At 64.6% G+C, this 22,933-nt stretch carries 20 protein-coding genes and 1 pseudogene; 6 read left to right on the top strand and 15 right to left on the bottom strand.

The window, feature by feature from the left end; genetic code table 11:
• Positions 1 to 17: 17 nt before the first annotated feature.
• The 8 genes and pseudogenes from B3H47_RS13070 to B3H47_RS13040 form a co-directional block, all read right to left on the bottom strand.
• Positions 18 to 1,334 carry a methyl-accepting chemotaxis protein gene (locus B3H47_RS13070; RefSeq protein ID WP_286987458.1) on the bottom strand — a complete coding sequence of 439 codons (1,317 nt, stop codon included), beginning with the start codon at positions 1,332 to 1,334 and terminating at the stop codon, positions 18 to 20.
• A gap of 240 nt (positions 1,335 to 1,574) precedes the next feature.
• Entirely contained in the window at positions 1,575 to 1,934 is a 360-nt protein-coding gene (locus B3H47_RS15350) for a CZB domain-containing protein (RefSeq protein ID WP_414718245.1), read from the bottom strand.
• Positions 1,935 to 2,000: 66 nt separating this feature from the next.
• A pseudogene (locus B3H47_RS15345) lies at positions 2,001 to 2,345 on the bottom strand (methyl-accepting chemotaxis protein); the annotation flags it as partial.
• Positions 2,346 to 2,859: 514 nt separating this feature from the next.
• A complete protein-coding gene (locus B3H47_RS13060; protein ID WP_286987454.1) occupies positions 2,860 to 3,612 on the bottom strand; it encodes an MBL fold metallo-hydrolase in 753 nt (250 codons plus the stop codon).
• A complete protein-coding gene (locus B3H47_RS13055) occupies positions 3,609 to 4,223 on the bottom strand; it encodes a chemotaxis protein (RefSeq protein WP_286987452.1) in 615 nt (204 codons plus the stop codon). Before B3H47_RS13055 ends, B3H47_RS13060 begins: the two co-directional genes overlap by 4 nt.
• Positions 4,224 to 4,229: 6 nt before the next feature.
• Complete coding sequence (locus B3H47_RS13050) at positions 4,230 to 6,242, bottom strand: chemotaxis protein CheA (RefSeq protein WP_286987451.1); 2,013 nt, start codon at positions 6,240 to 6,242, stop codon at positions 4,230 to 4,232.
• Between the two features lie 19 nt (positions 6,243 to 6,261).
• Positions 6,262 to 6,819, bottom strand: a complete 558-nt coding sequence (locus B3H47_RS13045) for a protein phosphatase CheZ (protein WP_286987449.1) — start codon at positions 6,817 to 6,819, stop codon at positions 6,262 to 6,264.
• Positions 6,816 to 7,235, bottom strand: a complete 420-nt coding sequence (locus B3H47_RS13040; RefSeq protein ID WP_041608586.1) for a chemotaxis response regulator CheY — start codon at positions 7,233 to 7,235, stop codon at positions 6,816 to 6,818. Before B3H47_RS13040 ends, B3H47_RS13045 begins: the two co-directional genes overlap by 4 nt.
• Before the next feature lie 155 nt (positions 7,236 to 7,390).
• Between B3H47_RS13040 and B3H47_RS13035 the strand changes: the two genes are divergently transcribed.
• From B3H47_RS13035 to fliW, 5 genes are all read left to right on the top strand, one after another.
• Complete coding sequence (locus B3H47_RS13035; protein ID WP_286987448.1) at positions 7,391 to 9,481, top strand: EAL domain-containing protein; 2,091 nt, start codon at positions 7,391 to 7,393, stop codon at positions 9,479 to 9,481.
• Between the two features lie 96 nt (positions 9,482 to 9,577).
• Positions 9,578 to 9,922, top strand: coding sequence for a flagellar biosynthesis anti-sigma factor FlgM (flgM, locus tag B3H47_RS13030; protein WP_286987446.1), 345 nt, complete (start codon positions 9,578 to 9,580; stop codon positions 9,920 to 9,922).
• 12 nt (positions 9,923 to 9,934) lie between these two features.
• Entirely contained in the window at positions 9,935 to 10,363 is a 429-nt protein-coding gene (locus tag B3H47_RS13025; RefSeq protein WP_286987444.1) for a flagella synthesis protein FlgN, read from the top strand.
• A gap of 24 nt (positions 10,364 to 10,387) precedes the next feature.
• A complete protein-coding gene (locus tag B3H47_RS13020; protein WP_013105524.1) occupies positions 10,388 to 10,651 on the top strand; it encodes a carbon storage regulator in 264 nt (87 codons plus the stop codon).
• A gap of 68 nt (positions 10,652 to 10,719) precedes the next feature.
• Entirely contained in the window at positions 10,720 to 11,163 is a 444-nt protein-coding gene (fliW, locus tag B3H47_RS13015; RefSeq protein ID WP_286987442.1) for a flagellar assembly protein FliW, read from the top strand.
• A gap of 38 nt (positions 11,164 to 11,201) precedes the next feature.
• Here the strand turns inward: fliW and B3H47_RS13010 are convergent, their stop codons facing one another.
• From B3H47_RS13010 to B3H47_RS13000, 3 genes are all read right to left on the bottom strand, one after another.
• Positions 11,202 to 11,942 (bottom strand): flagellar brake protein, encoded by a 741-nt coding sequence (locus B3H47_RS13010; protein ID WP_156052835.1) that lies wholly within the window; start codon positions 11,940 to 11,942, stop codon positions 11,202 to 11,204.
• A gap of 11 nt (positions 11,943 to 11,953) precedes the next feature.
• Positions 11,954 to 13,234, bottom strand: coding sequence for an EAL and HDOD domain-containing protein (locus tag B3H47_RS13005; protein ID WP_286987440.1), 1,281 nt, complete (start codon positions 13,232 to 13,234; stop codon positions 11,954 to 11,956).
• Positions 13,235 to 13,358: 124 nt separating this feature from the next.
• Entirely contained in the window at positions 13,359 to 17,675 is a 4,317-nt protein-coding gene (locus B3H47_RS13000) for a glycosyltransferase (RefSeq protein WP_286987438.1), read from the bottom strand.
• A gap of 243 nt (positions 17,676 to 17,918) precedes the next feature.
• Between B3H47_RS13000 and B3H47_RS12995 the strand changes: the two genes are divergently transcribed.
• Positions 17,919 to 18,095, top strand: coding sequence for a hypothetical protein (locus B3H47_RS12995; RefSeq protein WP_286987436.1), 177 nt, complete (start codon positions 17,919 to 17,921; stop codon positions 18,093 to 18,095).
• A 9-nt stretch (positions 18,096 to 18,104) separates the two neighbouring features.
• Here the strand turns inward: B3H47_RS12995 and flgL are convergent, their stop codons facing one another.
• Genes flgL through flgJ form a run of 4 tightly spaced genes read right to left on the bottom strand, consistent with a single transcriptional unit; the run spans position 18,105 to position 22,930 of the window.
• Positions 18,105 to 19,358: a flagellar hook-associated protein FlgL gene (gene flgL, locus B3H47_RS12990; protein ID WP_286987434.1), complete on the bottom strand. Its 1,254-nt coding sequence runs from the start codon at positions 19,356 to 19,358 to the stop codon at positions 18,105 to 18,107.
• A gap of 17 nt (positions 19,359 to 19,375) precedes the next feature.
• Positions 19,376 to 21,379, bottom strand: coding sequence for a flagellar hook-associated protein FlgK (gene flgK / locus B3H47_RS12985; protein ID WP_286987431.1), 2,004 nt, complete (start codon positions 21,377 to 21,379; stop codon positions 19,376 to 19,378).
• Position 21,380: 1 nt separating this feature from the next.
• Positions 21,381 to 21,779, bottom strand: a complete 399-nt coding sequence (locus B3H47_RS12980) for a hypothetical protein (RefSeq protein ID WP_156052830.1) — start codon at positions 21,777 to 21,779, stop codon at positions 21,381 to 21,383.
• 53 nt (positions 21,780 to 21,832) lie between these two features.
• Positions 21,833 to 22,930, bottom strand: coding sequence for a flagellar assembly peptidoglycan hydrolase FlgJ (gene flgJ, locus B3H47_RS12975; protein WP_286987429.1), 1,098 nt, complete (start codon positions 22,928 to 22,930; stop codon positions 21,833 to 21,835).
• Positions 22,931 to 22,933: the final 3 nt, after the last annotated feature.

The following is a 22,933-nucleotide window of genomic DNA, read 5'->3' as shown; positions in this document are numbered from 1 at the left end:
GGGCTGCAATGAATGAATCAGGGAATCTGGCGCATCAGCGCTTCCAGACGGTCGGTGATGGTGTCGCTCAAGGCTTCCAGCCGGGTGGCCAGCTCGGTGGTGCGGGCGGTGTTGTCGGTGCGGATGGCTTCGACCAGTGCCTGGCCGGTGCGGTGCACGTCCTCGTGAACGGAATCGACGCCGACAAAGCCCGCGTCGCTGCCAAAGTAGCTGGCCCCCGCGCCGTAGTACCACTTGCCGAAGAAGCAGCCGTGGAAGTTCGACACATCCATGTCGATCTTCTCTTGCTTCTGCGCCGCGGTGAGCAACTGGCCGATCCACTGGTAGTGCATGGCCAGCGAGACGCGCAGGGTGACGGCGGGGTCAAGCCACTTCGACACTGCGGTGACGCCGGTCTTGAGCTGTTCGCGTGAGGTGCGGATGAGGGTCATCATGGCCTCGAAGCGCTTGACCAGCAGTTGCATCAGCTCGGCGGCCTGTTCGGCATCCAGGCGCTGGCGGTCGGCGTCGCTGACCAGTTGGCGCATCAGAGCGGTCTGCTCGGTCGTGACGGTGCGTACCTTGCCGAGCATGCTCTTGACCTCAACCAGCGTTTCGCCGGTGTTGGTGACCAAGGCGCCGACACGCTGCACCCGTTGCACCGAGCGAGCCATATCCACCCCGACATCGGACGACTGGTCGCGCAGATTGTGGGTGAGGTCTTCGATTTCATGGGTGATGCGGGCGGTTTTGCGCGCCAGATTGCGCACCTCGTCGGCGACCACGGCAAAGCCGCGCCCGTGTTCGCCAGCTCTGGCGGCCTCGATGGCGGCGTTGAGCGCCAGCAGATTGGTCTGCGAGGCGATTTCGCTGATGCCCGCAGTGAGCGTCTCGACTGAGCGCACGGCATCGACAAAGCCGGTGAGCTTGGCTTCGGTGTTGGAAATGAAACGCGACACATCGGCCACTTCTTCAAGCGTGGTGGAAATGGATTTTTCACTGTGCTCGACCGATTCAGTGGTGGCGTCGACCCGGCTGCGCAAATCGTCGAGCTGGGTTTGCGCGGTGTGGGTTTGCAGGGCTGCGCCTTGCAGCCGCGCCGCCATATCGCCCACCCGCTGCGACAGGCCGTGGATGTCGTGATCGAAACCGGCGGTGCGGCTTTCTGCGAACGCGAGCGACTGGGTGGTGGTGCGCAGCGCGTCCACGCCGTGCAGCAACATCTGCCGCACGCCGCCGAGCTTGCGCGCCCAATCGTCGGCGTCGATCAGATCGATGTCGCGCAGCGCGGCTTCGCCCTTGCCGCTGAGCAAATCGAGCACGGCTTGCAGCACCCGTTCGCGGTCTTCGCGCACGCGCTCAAGCAGCCCGCCGGGGGGGACTTGAGCTCCGGTGTTGACTGACGTTTGTTTTTTCTCACGGCCACCCTCCCCACCCCAACCATCCCCACCCTGTGGAGAGGGAGCCTGGTTGCCTCCTCCTCCACTCAGTGGGGGAGGTTGGGAGGGGGAGGATGCGTCCGCATCCACGATGGTTGCCATGTCGGGGCTGTCGGGTTCCACTGACTGTCTCCGGTTGTCGGGTCGGGCAGGGCTTCAGCCGACCTTGCTCTGGCTCTCGATGGCATCGCTGAGCGCTTGCAGGCGGTCGATGATCAGATCTTCTTGATCGCTGAGTGAGCTGGATAAGCGCGCCACCTGATCGCGCTGACCGCCGTGCACCGCTTCGAGCAGTTGCTTCGCGGTGGCGTGAATCTGCGCATGCGGCGCTTCGAGCGCGCGGAAGGCGGAGAGGCCGCCAAAAGTCGCCACGCCCTGGCTGTCATACCACTTGCCCAGGCGGCAGTTGTGGTGGTCGGTGACTTCCGTGGGCAGCTGGGCCTGTTTGTCTTTCGAGGCTTCGGCCAGAATGTGATTGACAAAGTCTTTGTGATCTTCCTGCGACGACTGCAGCATCATGCGCGTGGCGCTGGTCTGCATATTGCTGACCTGATTGTTCATGCGCACCACGACCGACTGCACCAGATCGAGCTCCTTGCCCGAATTGGCGCTGGTGGTGGCGATGTCGTGGGCCTGCTGCCCGATGGCGGTGGTGTTTTCCTCCACCTCGGCGGTGGCGACCTGTACCCGGCGCGCCAGATTGCGCACTTCGTCGGCGACCACGGCAAAGCCGCGGCCATGCTCGCCGGCTCTGGCGGCCTCGATGGCGGCGTTGAGCGCGAGCAGATTGGTCTGGTAAGAGATTTCGCGGATATTGCGCACGATGGCGCTGATGGCGTTGACCTGTTCTTGCAGGTGCGCGACTGCGGCGCCGTTGCCGTTGATGGCGCGGCCCACATTGCCAATGGCGGTATCCACCGAGGTCATGGACTGGCCGATGTCTCCGGCCGCGCCGTTGAGGGTGCTGACCACTTCCTTGAGCCGGTCGCTCACAGCGCTGACGTCTTTGAGATGCGACACATCACGCCAGCTGGCGTGAAAGGCGATGACCTGGCCTTCCGGATTGCGCACCGCAACGAACACCAGCGAGAACACCACTTTGCCCACGGCCATCTCCTGCACATGCTTGTCCAGGCTGCCGTCGGCCAGACGCCGCAGGATGGCGCGGATGCGCTCCGGGTCTTTGTGGAACTGGTGAATGGAATGGTGCAGGGCGTTGCGCACGTCGGCGCCGCGCAGGGCTCCGTTGAGAGTGGTGTGAAACCGCTCCATGGTTTCGCGCGCGGTGCGGTTCATGTAGAACACGGGGTTTTCCATGGCGGCGTCGGCCTCGGCCAGCATTTCCAGGCTGTCGAGCGGTTCCAGAGCTTGTTGCAGATAGTGGAGGGCGGTGGCGTCCATGATGGTGACGAGAGAGATTAGGGTGAGATGGGGGGCGGGCTTACTCGATGGCCGAGCCGACCTTGAGCGCGTCGAACCAGTCAATGAAGCGCTTGACGTTCTGGCCGGTATAAATGGCGCCATGCTGCGGGGCGAGAAAATCGATGTCCATTTTCGAGACACGCTCGCACCAATTACGCTTGGCGGCCATCGACGGCATCCAGCGTTTATGGAAATACTCGGCGGACTTGATGTGCTCGTCGAACGCGGCGGGTGATTCGATGTTGCGGCGATCGACGAAGGGCGCATGACCGGCGGGCAGCAGCGCCGCGCCCACATCGCCGCAGAACAGCACTTTGGCGAAGGCGTCATAGACGTGGAAGTTCGCCGAAGAGTGCAGGTAATGCGCAGGGACGAACTGCAGCCGGGCGGAGCCCAGAGTCATTTCGCCGCCTTCATCGGGAATGTCGCGCAGATCGGCGTCGAGCGCGCCGTAATGGCGGATGAAGCCGCTCCACAGCTTGGGCACATACCAGGCGATGGTCGGGCTGCAGGCGTTCCACAGCGGCAGGCTGGAGGCGATGTCGGGGTCTTGATGGCTGACGAAGGCGGCTTTGAGCGAGCCGGGAGGGGCCACTTCGACCAGGGCGCTGAACACCTGCGGGAAGATCTCGAATCCGCCCGGATCGAGGATGAGGGTTTGGTCGTCCACGCTCAAGGCGTAGACGTTGGAGTCGATGACGCGGCGCTCGTCCTGGTCGTAGATGATGTTCCAGTGGTGGTTACCCTGGCTGAAAAATTGCAGCGATTTCATTCGATGATCCTTTCAATTTGTTCGCGATAGGTGCGCAGCAATTCCTGCACGCCGCTCACAGACCGATCCATTTCCAGCGAAACCTGCGCCAGCGGCGCGCTGACCGTGCCTTTCAACGCCGCTTCGATGCGGCCATTGACCACCACATAGTCGAGCTCGGCTATGACGGACTGAAAGCGGTCGAGCGCCGAGTTGAGCGCCAGACCGGCGCGGCGGCTGCCAGCGGCGTGGCGATCCTGCATGTCGGCGTGCTGGCGCATGCGCTCGGCCAGTGAGGGGCAATGCGCGGTGGCGGCGTTGTGAATGTTGCGCAGACTTTCCATCTGCTGCGCATCGCGCAGGGTTTCCATGAAGTGCAGCATCAACGGGTTGATGAGCTTTTGCACCTGTTCGGCGGAGGTCTGCATGGCCTGCGCGCCTTCGCGGAAAGCCTGCGCCACCACGCCGTAGCCGGCGAGTTCCTTGCCGTGGCGCTTGACCAGCACCTGGGCGTTGAGCGCTTTGCGGTCGATTTCGCGCAGGCGTTTTTTCAGAGCCCCCTGAAAGGCGTAGGTGGCATCAGCCACGGCGATGAAGTCGCGGCGCAGGGTGTCGAGAGATTGGTCGTCCATGATGGGTCAGCTCTTGCGTTGCACCCGGGCCAGCGCGGCGCCGTCGAGAATGAGCACCACCTCGCCGTTGCCCGAGATGGTGGCGCCTTGGTAGAGGGTGTCGTTGGTGGAGATGTCCAGCGGTTTGACCACCGAGTCTTCGGTGCCCATGGCCTCGGAAACCACCAGCAGCCCCTGCTCGATGAGAATGCCTTCGCTCTGGTCTTTGAGCAGCTCGATCGGGCGGTCTTGCAGCAGTTGGCCGAGATCGATGTAGGGCACGACGCGGTTGCCATCGACCTGCACCATCAGCCGACCGGAGATGGAGTGCACCTGCTCGGGGTCGATGGCGAGCAGGTTTTCTATGGCCGCCACCGGCAGGGCGTAGGTTTCCCGCCGCAGGCGGAAATACAGCACCGGCAGCACGGCCATGGTGAGCGGCAACTCCAGCGTGAGGGTGCTGCCCTTGCCCAGCGTGGTGTCGATGTCGATGCGGCCGCGCAGCGAGGCGACGGTGGAGCGCACCACATCCATGCCGACGCCGCGGCCGGAGAGTTCGCTGACCTGCTCTTTGGTGGAGAAGCCGGGCAGAAAGATGAGTTCGAGCATCTCGCGCTCAGACAGTCGCGCGGCTTCCTGCGCGGTAATGACGCCTTTGGAAATGGCGTGCTGCATGATTTTTTGTGCATTCATGCCGCGACCATCGTCGCCCACCTGAATCTGCACCTTGTCGCCGAGATGGCGGGCGAGCACGCGCAGCACGGCCTCCTCGGGCTTGCCGGCCTGACGGCGTACCTCAGGCTCTTCGATGCCGTGGTCGAGCGCGTTGCGCACCAGGTGAATGAGCGGGCCGGAGAGCGCATCGACCACGGTCTTGTCGATTTCCACGTCTTCGCCCTCGATGTCCAGCCGCACCTTTTTACCCAGGCTGCGCGAGGCGTCGCGCACCACCCGGGGCAGGCTTTGGAACAGGCGTTTGCACGGCTGCATGCGCAGGCGCATGACGGTGTTTTGCAGGTCGTTGACGGCGAGATCGGTTTCGCGCGCCAGCCGGGCCAGGGCTTCGTCTTCCTGCGCCATGCGGGCCACGGCGGCGCTGAGTCGGTTGCGCAGCAGCACGAGTTCGCCGACCTGGTTCATCGCCTGGTCGAGGCGGGTGGAATCGACGCGGATGGAGGTTTCTTCGGTGGCGCTGCCGTTGGCCGAGCGTGCCGCTGGTGCGGCGGGCTCGGTTTTTTGCGCGGCTTTTTGCTCGGATTTTTGCGCAACTTCGGGCGCTGGCGCGCTGGCCTGGCCTGGGGCGTGACCTGCGCCGTGAATCTGGTCGAGCACGCGCTCGAATTCGTCCTGGGTGATCTCGTCAGCGGTATGGCTGGCCGGTGTCGCAACGGCGCCAGCAGGTGCCGCGCCCGGCGCCTGGCCTGCGCCATAGAGGTCGTCGAGCACGCGCTCGAATTCGTCTTGGGTGATGGAGTCGCCGTTTGCGGAGGCGGGGGAAGTGGGCTCGGCGTCGGCGGTGCGGCGTTCGGCAAACAGCCCGGTGCTGCCGCTGTCGCGTTCGGTCTGCGTGACCCAGAGGCCTTCGCGCACGACCTCGGCGGGGGGAGGCGACTTGGCCGCTTTATTGGTTGCATCCTTGGCCACTTCAGGCAGCGCGGGCGTTTCGCCGCGGGCGAAAGCCTGGATGTCTGCGCCCAATGCGGCCGGGCCGGGGGGGGGATTTTCGCCGCGAGCCATGCCGTCGAGCATGGAGGTGATGACGTCGGTGGCACGCAGGATGGCGTCGATCATCGGCGCGGTGGCGCGCAGCTTGCCGCTGCGCATTTTGTCGAACAGGTCTTCGAGGTGGTGGCACCAGTCCACCATGTTCTGCGCTTCGAGAAAACCGGCGCCGCCCTTGAGGGTGTGGAAGGCGCGGAAGATGGCGCTGAGCGCTTCGCTGTCGTCGGGCTGGGATTCCAGCCGCAGTAACTGGTCTTGGGCCTGGCTCAGCAGCTCGCGCGATTCGGCGAGAAATTCCAGCAGGATGTCGTTGTCCATGATGGTGGGGCGGAAGGTTTCAGATGCCGAGGTCGCGCAGCAGGGCGTCCACGTCATCCTGGGCAAAGGAGGGTCCGGCGTAGGTGGGAACTCCGTTGAGCGGCGCGGCGCTGTCGGCCGCCGGGGCCGAAGCCTCGGGAGTGGCCGCGGGTTGAAGGTACGGGCCGAGTTGCTCGACGGCGGCACGGATGCGCTGCTCCACCGCCTGCAGCAGATGGATGGTTTTTTTCAACCGCTGCCCGGCGAGATCCTGCCCCTGCTGGCTGGCGAGAATGGTGTGGAACTGTTGTTCCAGGCGGTCGAGGCGCTCGTCGATGAAACCGCCATGCGTGGCGCGGATGGCGGCGATTTCGGTGAAACCGTTTTCCACCGCTTCGAGCGTGGACATGGCCTGGGTTTCGGTCAGGCGCAGCGCTTCTTCGAGCGGATGGCTGGCCTCGGGCAGATCGCTGGAGGCTGCCATGATGCGGCGCACGCCTTCATGCAACAGGGCGTCGGCCTCGGTGAGCTTGTGCAGGGCGCTGGAAGCGGCCGCGGGCTGCGGCGTCTGCGCGGTGGCGGCGTGGTCGAGACTCATTGGGCCGCTCCCGCCGCCGCGTTGAGGCGCGCCATGATGGCGTCGAGCTTTTCTTTGAGCGTCTGTGCGGTGAAGGGCTTGACGATGTAGCCGTTCACCCCCGCCTGCGCGGCGGCGATGATGTTTTCTTTCTTGGCTTCGGCCGTGACCATGAGCACCGGCAGGCTGCGGATGGCGGGGTTGTCGCTGGCGCGGATGTGTTTGAGCAGGTCGATGCCCTGCATCACCGGCATATTCCAGTCGGTGACGACGAACTCGATACCGCCGGCCTGCAGCCGACGCCAGGCTTCTTCGCCGTTTTCCGCCTCGTCGATATTGCCGGTCACATAGCCGGTCTGCATCAGCAGGCCGCGCACGATGCGGCGCATGGTGGGAAAGTCGTCAACAACCAGGAATTTCAAGGTGGGCCTCGTAATGGTTTTGTCTTGCGTTTGAAGTAACGGCACGCGGGGCGGGAACTTGAATCGCTTTGGCGGCGCGGCAATGGAAATCGAGGCGGACTTGTTTCAGGTCAACAGGATCGAATGTTTCGCTTGCCTGCCCTTGGCATCGATCAATAGCATGGCGCCCCATGTTTGAAAAATTGAATATCTCAGCCGAGCCGCCAGCGCCCGCCGAGCAGCAGGCGGCCTTGCGTGCGCTGCTGGCGGCAGTGCAGCCCGATCTCAATGGGGTGGTCGAGGCTTTCATCCGGCAGTTCTACGACGAGCTGCTCAAGCAGACCCGGTTTTCGCGCGTGCTCAAGTTGTTGTCGGAGACCGAGTTTTCGCGCCTGCGCAGCAACCAGGAGCGCCATCTGCGCAGTCTGTTTGTCGGCAGCAGCGAAGCTTCGGTGCGGGTGGCGCGGCATGTGGGGCGAGTGCACGCGCTCATCGGGCTCGATGCGTCGTGGCTGGTCGAGGCTTACGGGCTATACACCCGCTTGCTGATCGGTCACTTTGCGGCGTGGGTCGAGCCGTCGGAGCGGGCGGCTTTGCTGCGCTACTTCATCACCCGACTGCAGGATGAGTTGCAGTGGCAGATCGAGGGGCATGAAGACATCGTCCGGCAGTTCGACGCGGCGCTGGTTCGCATCGACGCGGCCATTCTCACGGCGCACACCCTCAGCGATCTGTTGCGCGCCGTGCTCGGCGCGCTGGAAAACATCGAGGGTGTGCTGGCGGGCACGATTGGGCGGCCCGATGCGGCAGGCGTGGTGCAGTTCGAACACGCCTTCGGCAGCCGCTTCAAGTCGCTCTACCTCGACCGCATCGACTCGGGCGAAGCCGCGTTCACCACGGTGCGCGGCGATGCGGCGGAAGGCTTGGGCGTCTCGGGCCGCGCCTGGCGCAGCCGCGAGGTGCAATACACCGCGTCGTATGCCTGCGATCCGGCGATCCTGCCCTGGAAGGATGTGGCGGACGAGCTGGGAGTGCGCAGCGCCGTGTCCATTCCCATTCTCGACGCCTCAGGCCAGCCCATTGCGCTGATGGATCTTTACAGCAGCTATCCCGGCTTTTTCACCAGTTCGACGCGCCGGGTGTTCGTCGAGCATCTGCAAAAGGTGCTGGGCTTGGCGTTTGCCCGTTATGCGCACAGTCCTTCGGGCGTGGTGCCTTACGCGCGGCGGCAATTCTATGTCGATCTGCTCGATCATTCGGGCCTGCAGATGCGGTATCAGCCCGTGGTCAACCTCAAGACGGGTCGGCCCGAGAAATTCGAGGCGCTCGCGCGGCTGCAGCGGCGCGATGGCGGCGAGCTGATCGCGCCGGGTGAGTTTCTGCCTGTGCTGGGCGCGCTCGATATGTGGCGCTTGTTCAGTCTGGGCCTGGAGCAGGCCTTGCATGCCCGGCAGCGCTGGGCGCAGCAGGGTATCGATCTCGATGTGTCGGTGAACATGCCACCCGTGGCGCTGAGCGATCCGCGTTATGTGGAGCGGGCGGAGCAACTGCTGCGCAGCCATGCGCTCGATCCGCGCCGCCTCACCCTGGAATTGCTGGAAAGCAGCGATCTCGACATTTCGGAGCGGCGCGACGCGCTCTTGGCGCGGTTTCGTGCCACCGGCGTGCGTCTGGCCGAAGACGATCTCGGCTCAGGCTACAGCTCGCTGCTGCGGCTCGACAGCTTTCCGTTCGACGAGGTGAAGATCGACCAGGGCCTGCTGGGCGGGCTGGGCAAGGCGCCGCGCCGGGCGCTCGATTTCATCCAGCATCTCACCCGGCTGGCGCACGATCTGGGCAGCACCGTCGTGGTCGAAGGGCTGGAGTCGGCCGGGCTGGTGGAGGCGGCCATCATTCTGCAGGCCGACGCCGGGCAGGGCTACGGGCTGGCTCGCCCCATGCCCGCCGACGCGGTGGTGGACTGGGTGCGCGGATTTCATCTGACGATCAACCGCGATCATCCCCGCACGGCCCTGGGCATCTACGCGGCTCATCTGTTGTGGGAGCAGCGGCTGGCCTATATGACGCCCTGGCCCGACGCGCTGCCGCTCGCGGCACGCGCCGCCACCGCGTTGCACCATTACATCGAGGTGGAGGGGCTGGAGGGCGGGCCGCTGCACCTGGCCTACCAGCGCCTCATCAGCGCCCTGAGCGAGGGGCTGGAGACGCCGGCATTCGCCCGCGCGCAGCAAGACATGCGTCGGCAGCTCGACCTGCTGGTGCGCGCCGAACTGGGGCGATAAGGGGGGCATTCGGCGGGAATTGCCAAAAAAGTCACACTTGCCCTAAAGTCCGGCAAAAGCGTGACGTTGAGCACTCCAACAGGAGAGAATGCCACCATGATTCCCATCCAGAATTCCCCCCTATCCAGCGCCTCGACCGCCGCCAGCGGCTCGGCTGCGGCCTCGCGGCGCGCGGGCTCGGTTGTCGGCTCGGTTGCCAATCCGGCGGTTAATCCGGCGGGCGCGGCGGCCACCGAACAGGTTTCCATCTCGGGTGCAGGGCAAATGCTCAACCTTGCCAGCACGCAGGGCGCCACGCCTCCGGCCAGCGACGCGCGCATCAGCGAACTGCAAAACTCTATCCGCAGCGGTCAATACGTGGTCAATCCGCAGCGCATCGCCAGTGGTCTGTTGCAGGACAGCCAGGCCTTGATCGGCGCGACCAAGCCTGTTTCCAACTGATCTGACCCCGCCATGCCGCAGTCGGTCGATTCTCTGCTTCGCCTGCAACTCGACAAGTTGCAGGCTTTCGACCGCTTACTGATTGAAGAGCACGCCTGCCTGCTGCGCGCCGCCACAGATCAGCTGCCCGCGCTGACCGAGCGTAAAAACAGCCTGCTGGCCGAGATCGACGCGCTGGAGCGCGAACGCATCGTGCAGTTTGGCGCGCAGACCGAAGCAGGCGCTACATCCGCTCCCCCCTTGTGGAGCGCGGTCCAAACCCTGGCGCGCAGCATCGCCGAGGGCAATCAGCGCAACGGCGCCATGATCTCGGCGCTGATGCGCAGCACCGAAGGGGCCTTGCAAATTTTGCGCGGCAACGCTGAAGGCGTCGATCTCTATGGCGCTCACGGCCAGGGCCGACCCGGCAGCGGCCCGGTTCGCCTGCAAGTCAGCGCCTGACAACCGACCCGCCGGGCTCGATGCATGCTCATTCTGACGCGCCGCCCCGGTGAAGCCATCCGCATCGGGGACAACATCCGCCTGGTCGTGCTGCAGTCCGCGCCCGGCAAGGTTCGCCTCGGCATTGAGGGCCCGCTTGACTTGCGCATTCTGCGCGAAGAACTCTATGCCCAGATCAGTCAAGGCAACCAGGCTGCGGTGGCGCCGCAAGGGCTGTCTCTGGCGCAATGGGTTTCTGGGTCGGTTGACGCCCCGGTTGACCTGCCCCCTCATGGAGAGTCGAGTTGAGCCTAGCCCAGCCAGAATCCGTTACGACGAGCGCGCTTGCGCAAGTTGGCACAGCGCCGAGCAACGCCATGGAAGTGGCCACGCGCTTTGGCTTGCTTCCCGTTGGGCAACATCAAATCTGGACGGTGTCGTCGCCGCTGCCGGGATTCGAGACCCTGCAGCGCTTTGCGCTCATCGGCGTGCAAACCGAGCGGCCCTTCTTGTGGCTGCAGTCGATCGACGATGCGGGGGTGAGCTTTTTGCTCGCGCCGGCCGCGCATTTTGGTTTGCGCTATGCGCGGATCGACGCGCAATCCCTGCCCATGGTGATGGTGCTTCTGCCCACGCAGAGTGGGCAGCCGCTGCGCGCACACGGACAGGCGCCCTTGGTGTTTGACGCGCAGTTGGGGCAGTTCGAACAGCACATCGTCGAGGCTTCCGAGGTGGAGGGCGATGGTGTTTTCGCGCCCCTGACCGAAGTGCTCGCGCCGCCAGGGCTGATGTCGCGACTGCTGGTGCTGAATCCTCAGTAGCCGGGTTAGCAGCAAGGGCGGCCGGGCAGCCGACCGGTTCAGCGCCGAGCGTCTCTCAGCAGTTCGCGGTCGCGCCGCTGCACGTACTGTTGCAGGCGCTGCTCGAAGGCCGGGGCCATGTTCAGAAACTGAATGCCGAGCGGGCGCATGGGCTGCCGGGTTTTGGTGTCTCGCAATGCCCCGACAAAACGCACCTCCGCTTCGACCGCCAGCTCAACATCTTCCAGACTGAAGCGCACCATGGGGATGTATTCGCCCGTGGTCAAGGCGTAGTCGAGTGCCGAGGGCACCAGCAGACGCATGCCGTTGACGCTCAGGTCGTGGCATTGGCCGTAGAGCGGTTTGGCGCCGCGGCGCTGAAGGTCCACCGTACTCAGATCGCCCGGTGCGACGGTCACGCGGAAAAAATTGCGTCGCTGCAGGTAATAGATGAGATCGGGGTAGGCGATGCGCAGCGCGCCATAACCCTCGTAATCGATGCGCTCGATCAGCTTGGACTGAAAGCCGACGAACACGCCTTCATACCGCCCGATGGTGAAAAACGGCGCGCCATTTTCCAGTCGGCGGTTGCCGCCGTCGGGGGTGAGTTCATCGATGATCAGCCAGTGCTTGGGACGGTTGACCACCAGCAGGGCCGAGCTGAATTCCTCGGCGCGATCATGCGGCAGCACGGCCAGCGGCTCGTGGCGCTCGATGATTTTGTGCAGCACATGATCGGCCTTCTGCTCGGAGTTGACCTGATATTCCTCGCGGAACAATTTGGCGGTGACCTCTTTCATGGAGAGCCTTGTCAGATGCCCAGCTCTTCCACCCAGGCGAGCGCGGCCAGATGAACGGAACTGACGCGCCAGCTCTGAATGCCCAGCGCCATGGCGAGGAAGTCGATGTTGTCGAAATCGCGTTGCTCGACGGCGCGGGTGAGCTGCAGATAGCTGCCGAAAATGCCGGTGTTGTCTTTCAAGGCCATGACGATGGGCTCGGACAGGGTGATTTCGGACAGCGCCTTTTCCATCGGCACGCCGAGCATGACGTCGAGCATGGAGAAGATGCCCACCACGAAGGCGTTATCGGCATCTTCGTCGGAGAGCGTGCCCTTGGCCAACAGCTCCATCATGCGGCCGCGGGTGATGGCGGTGCGCGCGATGGCCGGAGAAGCGGCATTGCCGGGCACGGTGGCGAGCAGCAGTGCGAGCCAGCGGAACAGCTTCTTGTAGCCGAGAATGGCGGCGGCATGGCGGAACGAGGTGACTTCGGACATCAGCCCGAAACCCGAGGAGTTGATGTAGCGCAGCAGCTTGAAGGACAGCGCCGGGTCGCGCTTGAGCACCTGCTCGATTTCGTTCAATTCGGCTTGCCGCATGACCAGATTCATCAGTTGCAGCACATTGGCGTGCGCCGGGTTGATGACTTTTGCGCTGATGGTCTGCGGCCGGGCGAAGTAATAGCCCTGAAAGAAGTGAAAACCGGCGTCGAAATAGGTCTTGAACTGCTCGGGCGTTTCCACGCGTTCGGCCACCAGACGCACATTGCGCTGGCTTTCGGCCTTGCGCTGCAGGGCCACGGCCACGTTGGCCGAAAGGCTCTGAACATCCGCCTTGATGTAGCTGAGAAGCGGCAGCCAGGCGGCATACAGCGAGGCGGCGGAGAAGGGGCCGGCCGCAAGATGAAACCCGCGTTCGCGCAGCGGTTTGAGCTGGGCGGCGACCTCGGCGATGCCGGTGGGGTCGTCGCCATAGATGCGCGGCACTTCGAGCACGATGCGATCTGGAAAAACGATGTCGAGATGTTCGGCTTTGAGGTCTTCGACCACGCAGTTGATGAAGGCGAGTTTTTCGCCGAACAGCCTCTCGGCGCCGATGTTGGACAGGGCGTTGAACAGCAGCACGCTATCGCTCTCGGCGCTGTGCTCGGTGGGCGCGTGTTCGGCCGTGCCGCTTTCGCGCGCGAACAACTCGTAGCCGACGATCTGCTGTTTGCGGTCGACGATGGGTTGGCGCGCGATGTGCGCTTGCATGACCGCGCCCTGTGCTTCGGGCGTGTCGGTGTCTGGCGAGGTGAGGGGGCTGTTCATGGGAACGGGAAATGGAGTCTCGATCGTTGCGTTGATCCTAGCAGCGGCCCAAAGGCGTTGACCTAGCGCTGGCCCGCCGTGTTGCGTAAAAACAGCCTCGCTTCGTTGCGCACTCAGCGTGACATCAGCGCAGCCAGGCTTTCAGCCAGGTGTCGAGATGGTCTTCCATCATCCAGTCGGCCAGCACCTTGGCGCGTAGCGCGTCGCCCTGGGCGCGTAGCGCGGCGCGGTCGGAGACGGCTTCGCGCAGCGCGCGCGTCCAATCGCGGTAGCGGTTGGCCACGCGGGTGACGGGAAAATCGCCCTGATACGGCGTGAGATCGGAGCAGATGACCGGGTAGCCGAGGATGCCGTATTCCAGCAGGCGCAGATGGCTCTTGGCTTCGTTGAAGGCGTTGTCTTCCAGCGGGGCGACGGCCAGGTCGAGATCGAGCACGGCCAGCTTGGCGGCATATTGATCGAGCGGCACGCCGGGGTGAAACTCCTTGACCAGCGGTTTGAGGGCTTCAGGGCACAGGCCGAAAAACACCCAATCGACTTCACTGGCCGTATCGCGCACCAGATCGGCAATCAGTTCGAGATCGCCGGTATGGCCCACGCCCCCGGCCCAGCCCACGCGGGGTTTGCTGCGCTCGGCACGCGCCGGTTGCAAATGACCCCAGCGCGCGGCTTCGAGGTAATTAGGCTGCACCACGACTTCGTCGGTGAAATGGGCATAAGCCTTGGCCAGCGGTTCGGTGGCTACCACCAGCCGGTTGCACAGCCCGGCGGCTTTGCGAAAGCGCTTGGCGATGTCTTTGTGGATGGTGCTTTTGTGCACGCTTTTGTGCGGCAGATTGGTGATGAGGTCGTCGATCTCGAACACGCGAAACGCCTTGGAGGTACGGGCGTGGCGCTCCAGCGCCTCGATCTGCGGCCACTCCATCTGGCGCTGCACCACCAGACTGTCGGGCTGCATGCGTTCCATTTCGGCGGGCTCGAACAGGCGCATGGTCTCCCAGCCCTGGGTGAGCCCGGCGCGGTTGAGCGCGCGCATGGGCGCAATGATGCGGTACTCGCCGCAGCCTTCGCGGTCGGCCGAATGCACCAGCACACGCGGACGGGGCCGCCAGTCTGGGTCCCAGCTCAGGCAGGGCTGATCGTCGAGCAGAAAGTCGGTGCTGGCCAAGCTCAGGTGGCGGTTGTAGGCGGGGTCGAACGCGAGCTGCGGTAGCCACTTGGCATACATGGCGTCTTTTTCGGCGGCGAAGCGTTTGAGCTTGGCGTTGTCAGGCTGGGTCTCGGTGCCGCTCTTCTGGCTGGCCGAGCCTTCGTGCATCAGCAGCGCGTAGGGCGTGAACACGATGCGCAGGCCCGCCTCGCGCACTTTCAAACACAGATCGATGTCGTTGTAAGACACCTTGAAAGCCTGTTCGTCCAGACCGCCTACCTGCTCGTAAACGCTTTTGCGCACCAGCAGGCAGGCGCCGGTGACGGCCGAGAGATCTTGCGTGAGCTGGGCACGGCCGAAGTAGCCGCGGTCTTCGGGCGGGCGGCCGATGAAGGGATGCTCCGCTGGGCCGCGCAGACCGAGAATGACCCCGGCATGCTGAATCTTGCCATCGGGGTAGAGCAGCTTGGCGCCGACGATACCCACATCGGGCCGAACGGCGTGGCCCATCATTTCGTCGAGCCAGTCGTCGTGCAGCGCAGCGGTGTCGTTGTTGAGCAGCAGCAGATAGTCGCCGCGCGCGGCGCGGGCAGCCGCGTTGTTCATCGCCGAGAAGTTGAACGGGCCGGGCTGGCGCACCACGCGCAGGCGACCGCCGAGTTCGGCCTCCTTGGCTTCGATCGCTGCCAGATAGTTGCGCGCCTCAGCCGTCTGGCTGTCATTGTCGATGATGAGAATTTCGTAAGCCGGGTACTTGGTTTTTTCGATCACCGACTCCACGCAGCGCTGCAACAGCGGCAACTGGTCGCGCGTGGGAATGAGGATGGACACCAGCGGCCGCGCCTCGGGCAGCGGCCAGCGCACGCGGAACGAGGGCGGAAATGGCCCCGGCTGCACCTGCGCCGCAATGCCCAGACGCTCGAAATGGCGCTGCAGCGCCGAGTGCCCGGCTTGCAGAATTTCGGGCACCGACTTGTGCGTATGCCCCGAACCCTGAAGGCGGTGATAGAGCACCTCGGGCACATGGCCGACGGCCGCTTCTCCTGCGCCCGTGCGCTGCAGATGCTCCCACGCCCGCAGCATCAGGTCGTAGTCTTCCGCGCCTTCGGCCTGCGGGTCGAAGCCGCCAAGCGCCTCGAACAGATCGCGCCGAATCAACAGCAGCCCGCCGACATAGGGCAGGCTGCGCAGATAGTCGAGATTGAAGTCGGGCTTGCAATGCGGGTTGGTGTGCTGACCATCGGCGGTGATCTGGTCTTCGTCGGTGTAGACGATCTGCCACTGCGGATGCTCGCGCACGGCATGCGCGATGCGGAACAGCGCATCCGGCGCGAGCTGGTCGCCCGCGTCGATCAGGCCGAGCCAGTCGGCGTCGTTGTCTTGCAGCGCCTGGTTGGATTGCGCGATCAACTTGGTTGTGTCGGGCTGCGTCTGGACCGGCAGCAGCTTGCCGCCGAACAATTGCGCCTTAAGGCTGTCGGAAGTGGGCTGTGCTGCAAGTTTCGGATGCGGCAGCAACGCGAGGGCGATCGCTGGGACAGCCGTATTGGAGCGTCCCCACTCCGCAAGGGTTTCGTCTATCCAGGTCTTTTCTGTTGGCAGCCAGCGGCCCGCGGGGAGCCAAGGGGTAGGCGGGGGAGGTGGTGCCGAAGGTGCTGCTATGTTGGCGACTGATTGCGTGGCGGCGCCGTTGATTTCTCCAGCCGGGAATGCGCTACCCGACGCTTCGGACCAGCGTGGCGATTTCGATTTTGCGGGCAATTCCCTGCATCCGCCCAGACGCAGGCGGGTGCGCCACGCATCCGCAGCCCGGCGATCGAGTTGCTCGATTACCGCAGCGACGACCCGCGATGGGCTGATTGCCTCCATACAGAAAGATTTTCCAAACTTGCACCGCGGATTGGTGTTGGGCGCCGGCAGATCGTGCAGGCAGCCGACGCATTCCACCGGCGAGCGCAGCGCGGTCTGTTCTGCACCGAATGGGACACGGTACTTCGGATCGGCCATGCCATAGAGACCGACGGCGGGAGTGCCGACAGCAGCGGCGACGTGGAGCAAAGCCGAATCGGGACCGATCAACAGGTCGGCAACCGCGATCGCAGCGGCGGTTTCGCGCAAATCGAGGCGGTTGATCAAATTGAGAATGCGCTCGGCTGCGGGCGGCTGGAAGTCCGCGCCGGCACCGACCGCGATCACGCCAAGGCGTGGGTCGGCCTGCAGCGCGGCGATCAGCGTCTGCCAGTGCGCGGCAGGCCACGATCGGTCGGGCGTGGCGCCCATGTGCACAGCAGCAATGCGGGACACCGTTTGCCAGGACTCGCCTGCCGATGCCAGCAGTCCGCCGACAGTCTGGTAGTCGCGCCGATCGAGATGGAGTTCGAGCGACGGATCCGGCAGTGCGACGTCGGCCGCCTCGGCATAAGCAACAAGGATGTGCTGCTTCGGCCGACGTTCGTAAGCCGCGTCAAGGTCGATCACCAGGTCGTCGGGCCGCGGGCGGAATCCGGACGAGGTGGCCATCAGCAGGTCGACGTGTGGGTTGCCCGCAAAGACCTCGTCTATATCGGTCGAAACGACCAGCGTGTGATGCGGCAGTCGTTCGCGCACGGCACGGATGATCGGCGTCGTCTGGAGCACGTCGCCACGGGCGTAGCGCCGCTGCACGACGACGCGAGGACGCTTTGGAGCTTCGCGCGGTTCCTCCAGGAGCATCAGATAGTCTTCGTCCCGATCCGGATCGATCTGCTCCAGCGGGGTGATCCGCCCCGTGTCGTCCAGGGCATTTTCCTGGAACAGCGGCCGCCCCTGGCGCCAGTAGCCGATCCGACCGAAATGGGGCTGCAGGAAGTCGCGGATGCGGCGGTAATTCCATGCGCTCCAATGATGGCGGTTGAGGTGGAAGCCGTGCCAGCGTTCGCAGGGCAGTGACAACAACATACGCCCACCCGGCGCCAGCTTTCGCTTGAGCGCTACAAGGAATTCTTCTGGATCGCCAGTGTGCTCAATGGTTTCAAGTGAGAGCACCCAATCGAAGCCCGTTTCCTGCAAATCTTCTAGCGGGCCTAGATGGAAACGTCCCCGTCCCGGCGCGTTGAGGCGGCGTGCTAGGTTGATGGCCAGGGAATCGAGGTCGACGCCGAGATAGTCGGCGACCCCGGGACGGCGTTCAAGCAGCCATGCTGCGCCGTATCCGGGGCCTGTGGCGACTTCGAGGACGCGGCCTTTAGCGATGAGGCTTTCGACCCATTGGTAGCGGTTGAGTACCTGTGCCGTGGTCCAGTAGTTCTCCATCCCCGGGATCGACCGGCCATCAAGCATCTGCTCGACTGTACCGCCGAATACCTCTTGGAATGCGTCTGTAGCAACAATCTGTCCTAGTTGCGGATTACTTTTGCAGAGCCTGATCACCTCCGTCGTAGTGCGTCTGAGCAGTACGTCGGGCCAGTCGGCAAAGCAATCGGGCCAAGTCATTCGGGCCGCCGCAGCATGGATCGGCAATGCCAGCGCAGGAACCAGACGGCCGGATTCCGGAAGGTGGAAGTACAGGTCAACGTGAGGTTGCGCTACTCCGTTGATCAGCAGCATGTCGAAGCGGGCGGTGCAAAGTTCGATCCGATCCTGACTGAATTCCCGCAGCCTCGCGCGGGAGAACAGTTGCCGCTGGTCAAGCAGCGGATCAAAGCCGTAGGAGCGATTGGCTTTCAAATGTAGTCCTCTGAATTAGAGATACTGGAACAAGCTCAACCCCTGTACCTGCGTAAACGCCTTTTGCGCGGCCTGCAGGGCGGTGAGGCTGGACTGGTACTCGGTGATGACCTGCGGGTAGTTGATGCTGGTGAGCTGGGTTTGCTGGGTTTGCAGTTGCAGGGTGAGGCTGGAGTTTTGCGTCTGCACGGCCTGGACTTGCTGCAGGCGGCTGCCGATGCTGGCTTGGGCGCTGAGCAGGTTGGTCTGGTTTTGGTCGAGGCTGGCCAGGGCGTTGCTGATGGACTGTGCGCGCAAAGCGTTCGAGCCGGAGGTTTGCGCCGAAGCCGAGAAGGCCTGCGCCAGCGACTGAAAAGTCTGGAACAGGCTTTGCGGCGCGGCAGCGCCGATAGTGAAACTGTCGCCCGACGCCGGGGTGCCGACGATGGGCACGGTGATGGCCGGGGTGTTGCCGGGGGGCAGGCTGATACTCATGCCGGGAGTGAAGCTGCCGCTGGCGACCGGGCTGGCGGAGAACGCGCCGCCGGTGCCGCTGGCCACCGAGTAGGTCATCGACCCACCGCTGCCGCTGAAACTGATCTGGTACTGCGTGCCGTCGACCTGCAGGGTTTGCTGGGCAAGGGCGGTGTTGTTGACGGTGCCGGGCCCGGCGGTGGCGCCGCCGGTGTTGCTGCTAGCGGCGTTCACGCTGAAGGTGCCGTTGCCCGCGCGTGCATTCATGAACAGCGCGTTGCCGGGGTCGCCGATGGCGGTGTTCAGATTGGGGCCGAGCGCGAGCTGGTTCTGCCCACCATCGCCCTGGTATTGCACGCTGCCATCCGCCTGAATGACGAAGGGCTGGGCGCCGCTCTTGCTGCCGGCGAAAAGATAGTTGCCCTGGCCGTCTTGGGTGTTGGCGTATTGCGCGAGTTGCTGCACATAGCCTTGCATGGTGGCCGCGGCGTTTTGCAGGTCTTGCGAGCTGACGGTGCCGTTATTCATCTGCACCGCGAGTTGCCGCGCCTGGCTGACCAGAGTGGTGACGCTTTGCAACGTAGCGCTTTCGAGTTGCAGCGAGTTTTGCGCGTTCTGTCCGTTTTGCGCGTAGCCGGCCAGGCGGTTGATCTGCCCGGTGAGGGCGACGTTCTGCGCCGCGGCGACCGGCTGGTCTGAGGGGTTGACCAGGGTGCTGCCGGTGGAGAGTTGCTGGCTCAGGGTGCCCAGCGTGTTCTGCTGATTGAGGATGCCGGTGAGACTGGCGGCGTAGAACTGAGAGGTGCTGATGCGCATGGCGATGCCCTTCCTTTTTACTGCACGGCCTGCAATAGCGAGGTGAACAGGCTGTTGCCCACCTGAATGGCCTTGGCCGCGGCCTGATACGCCTGCTGATACTGAATGAGGTTGGTCGCTTCTTCGTCGAGATTCACACCCGAGACCGACTGCTGCGCGGCTGACGCCTGGGCGGCGACGGCGCTGGCCGCGCTCAGTGCGCTCTGCGCCTGGTTGCCCTGCGTGGCGACCTGGCTGACGAGCTGCGAATAAGCGCCTTCGAGCGAGGTGCTGCCGCCTTCGAGCGTTTTGGCGGTTTGCAGCGCGGCCATGGCCTGCGCATTGCCGCCGTTGCCACCACTGGCCGGGCTTAGGGTAAAGGCGTCGCCCGAGACGGCGGTGCTGCCGGCGAGGGTGACGTTCCAGTAGCCGCCCGGCGGGTTGTTGGCGTAAGGGATGGACAGCACCTGCCCGCTGCCGCCCAGGCTCAGGCTGCCGCTGGCCAGCACGGTGGCCGAGCCGGATTGCGTGACCTGAAAGCCCACGGCGCCGCTGGTGCCGCCACTGGTGAGCGTGACCTGCAGGGGGGTCGGCACGCTCGCGCCCGAAATGACCAAGGCGCCGGCGCCGCTAGTGGCGCTGTATTGCCCGGCCGACAGGGTGAGGTTGCCCAGATTGGTGTTGACCAGGCCGCCCGATAGCATCTGCCCCGCGCTGGAAACATAGGGCGAGGCTGCGGCGATTTGCGTGGGGTTGGTGAGGACGGACTGAAAGTTGAGCGCCCCGTAGCGCGTGGGCTGCACCTCAAAGCTGTTGCCCGCCTGCGCCCCGCTGACGTTGACCTGCACGCCGTCGAAGCTCAGCACGGTGGCGCTGCCCGAGGCGCCCACTGTCGCCCCGCTGACGGGCTGCCCCGTAGCAAGGTTGGTGACCGACCAGTTGCTGCCGTCGTAGTTCAACCGGTAGTCGGCGGTGGTGAGCGCATTGGCATCGACCACGCTGCCGCTGATGACGGCATTGCCGGTATTGGCCGAGCTGGCGAGCACCTGCACCGGCCCGGCCTGAAATAGGGCCGCCCCGAACTGGCCGTTGAGATCGAGCCCCTGTGCCTGCTGGCTGTTCATGGCCGAAGCCAGACCGTCGGCGATGCGACCGAGCGCATTCTGCGCGGGCTGCAGCACCTGGCTGCGGAACTGCAGCAGCCCACCCAGCGTGCCGCCTTGCAGGCCCTGCGACAGCACCGCGCCATTGGAGGCGTAGGCCACTTCAAGCTGCGACGGGTCGAAGGCACTGGGCGTGGTTTTCAGGTCGAACGATTGCGCACCGGCCACCAGCACCTGGCCGTTGCCGGTGAACACGTTGACCTGATTGCCGTCTTGCGGCAGCACGGTCACGCCCACCTGGCCCGATAACTGGGTGATGAGCTGATCGCGCTGGTCGAGCAGCGAGTTGGGCGTGCTGCCGGTGCCCGAGAGGGTATTGATCTGAACGTTGAGCTGGGCGATCTGCTGCGTGAGGCTGTTGATGGCGGTCACGCTTTGGCCGAGTTGCTGGTTGACGCCATTGGCAGCGCTTTGCAGTTGCTGCGCCGAAGTCTGAATGGTCTGGGCCAGCGACTGCGACTGGCTGATGAGGCTTTGCCGAGACGGGATATCGGCCGGGTTGGCCGCGACCTGCGCCACGCCGCTGGCGAAAAACTGGTTGATCGAGGTGCTCAGACCCGAGTCGGCGCCGGCGATCAGATTGGCGATGGGCTGGATCTGGGTGTTGAGGGTGTTTGCGCCGCTGGCGGTGGCCGCCGTGCTCCAAACCTGCGACTGCAGATAGCTGTTGTAGCTGCGGGTGACGGCGTCGATCTGCGTGCCGTTGCCCAGATATTGCCCGCCGTACAGGCTGGGCGTGAGGGTGCTCTGCACCGCCGTTTCGCGGCTGTAGCCGGGCGTGTTGACGTTGGCGATATTGTTGCCCGTGACCTGCAGCGCAGACTGCGCCGCCTGCAAGCCGGTGAGGGCATTGTTGAGAAGCCCGCTGATGCCCGACATCTCATCCCCTCCCTAAAGATTGGCCTTGCGTCTGGCCATACCCCTTGGCCACGCCGCTTGCCGGCCCGTAAGTGGGTTCGGCGGCTTGCCGCTGCGATTGGGTGATGGCCTGCTGCAGCGCGGCGCTCCAGACGGTGAGGGTGTGCTGCAGCGCCAGGGTTTCGTCGCGCAGGGCGGTGACTTCGGCGGTGATCTCGGGGCTGTGGTCGAGCACGGGGTCGCCCGAGCGGCGGCGCTGCGCAAAGCCTTCGAGCGCCTGGAGCAGCGGTTGCCAGATGGGGGTCACGGGAGCGGCGCCTTCGCTGCCGGTATTCACCAGCGCCTGACGCTGCTGGCGCAGCACTTCGGTGAGCGCAGCGACGAGCTGGCGTTCGTCTTGAGGGGGCTGGAGCTGGGACATGGCGGCGGATGCGGGCGCAGGGAGTAAGGGCGCAGGGAGTATGAGAGATAACGTCACTGCGCTGCAGAACTTGAATCCGGCCCTGAATCTACCCCAAGTTGCTGCAGCGCCAGCTGCATGCGCGGGCTGCGGGCGATGGCCACCAGCTTGGCGGCGTAGTCGGGATCGGTGGCGTAGCCGCTGCGCTGCAGCGCGTTGGCGAACGCCGAAATATCGTTGCCCTGACCACGGGCCGACTGGTAACGCGGACGGGAGAGCAGGGCGGCGTAGTTGTCCACACTGTCGGCTACGTTCTGGTAAGCGCGGAAGGCGGCCGTGCCCACCGACGCCACGCCATTCTGAAATTCGCGGGTGAGTGTCTGCACGGTACCGCCGGTCCAGCCGCTGCCCGCCTTGACGCCAAACACATTGTTGCCCGGTGCGTGCTGCCCCCAGCCGGTTTCGAGCGCGGCCTGCGCCAGAATGGCTACGGGCGTGACGCCCAGCTGTTTGGCTGCGGTCTGCACGCTGGGCAGAATGCTGGCGATGAACGACTTGGCCTGTTCGAGCGGCGGGGTGGCGTTTTTGGCGGACGAGCTGGGCGCGGTGGGCGAGGTGCCGAGCGTCGGGTTGAGCGGCTGCACCGGCAGGGCGTTCTGACGGTAGGTGGCGAGCGACTGCACGGGCAAGGCTGCTGCCGCGCTGGTCAGCGGAAGCGCACTGGCCTGTGTGTTCACCGCATGTGCGGCGATCGATCCGCTGTCAGCGGGTGAGGCGGGCGTGCCCGAAGGCTGCTTAGACGAGGCTGGGTTGAGCCCGGGGTTGAGTCCATACCGGGTAGACAGTTCGCGGGCGATATAAGTAGCCAGCCCCATGCCTTGCCCCTGGCTGAGGGTGGTGGCGAGTTGCTGGGTGAACATCGACTTGAACATCGGCCCCGCGGTGTCGCCCAGCAAGTCCGGCCCCAGGCTGGTGGCGTTCATGGCGCTGAGCATTTGCTGCATCAGCAGCGCTTCGAATTGCTGCGCCACGGCCTTGATCGCCTGCGGGCTGCGCGGGTCGGCATTGGCGGCAGCCTTGAGCTGGTTCAGCCCCTGGAACGACAGACTGTTGGACGCCGCCGCGCCGCTGGGCGGCAGCGGGGACAGGGGCGGGCTGGGTGGCGTGGTCATGGC

This window comes from Thiomonas sp. UBA7699 (assembly GCF_002482605.1).
In the GTDB taxonomy this organism is placed as follows: Bacteria; Pseudomonadota; Gammaproteobacteria; order Burkholderiales; family Burkholderiaceae_C; genus Thiomonas; species Thiomonas arsenitoxydans.
Note: the sequence above shows the minus strand (reverse complement) of the source record. Positions and strands in the feature narration are given on the sequence as shown.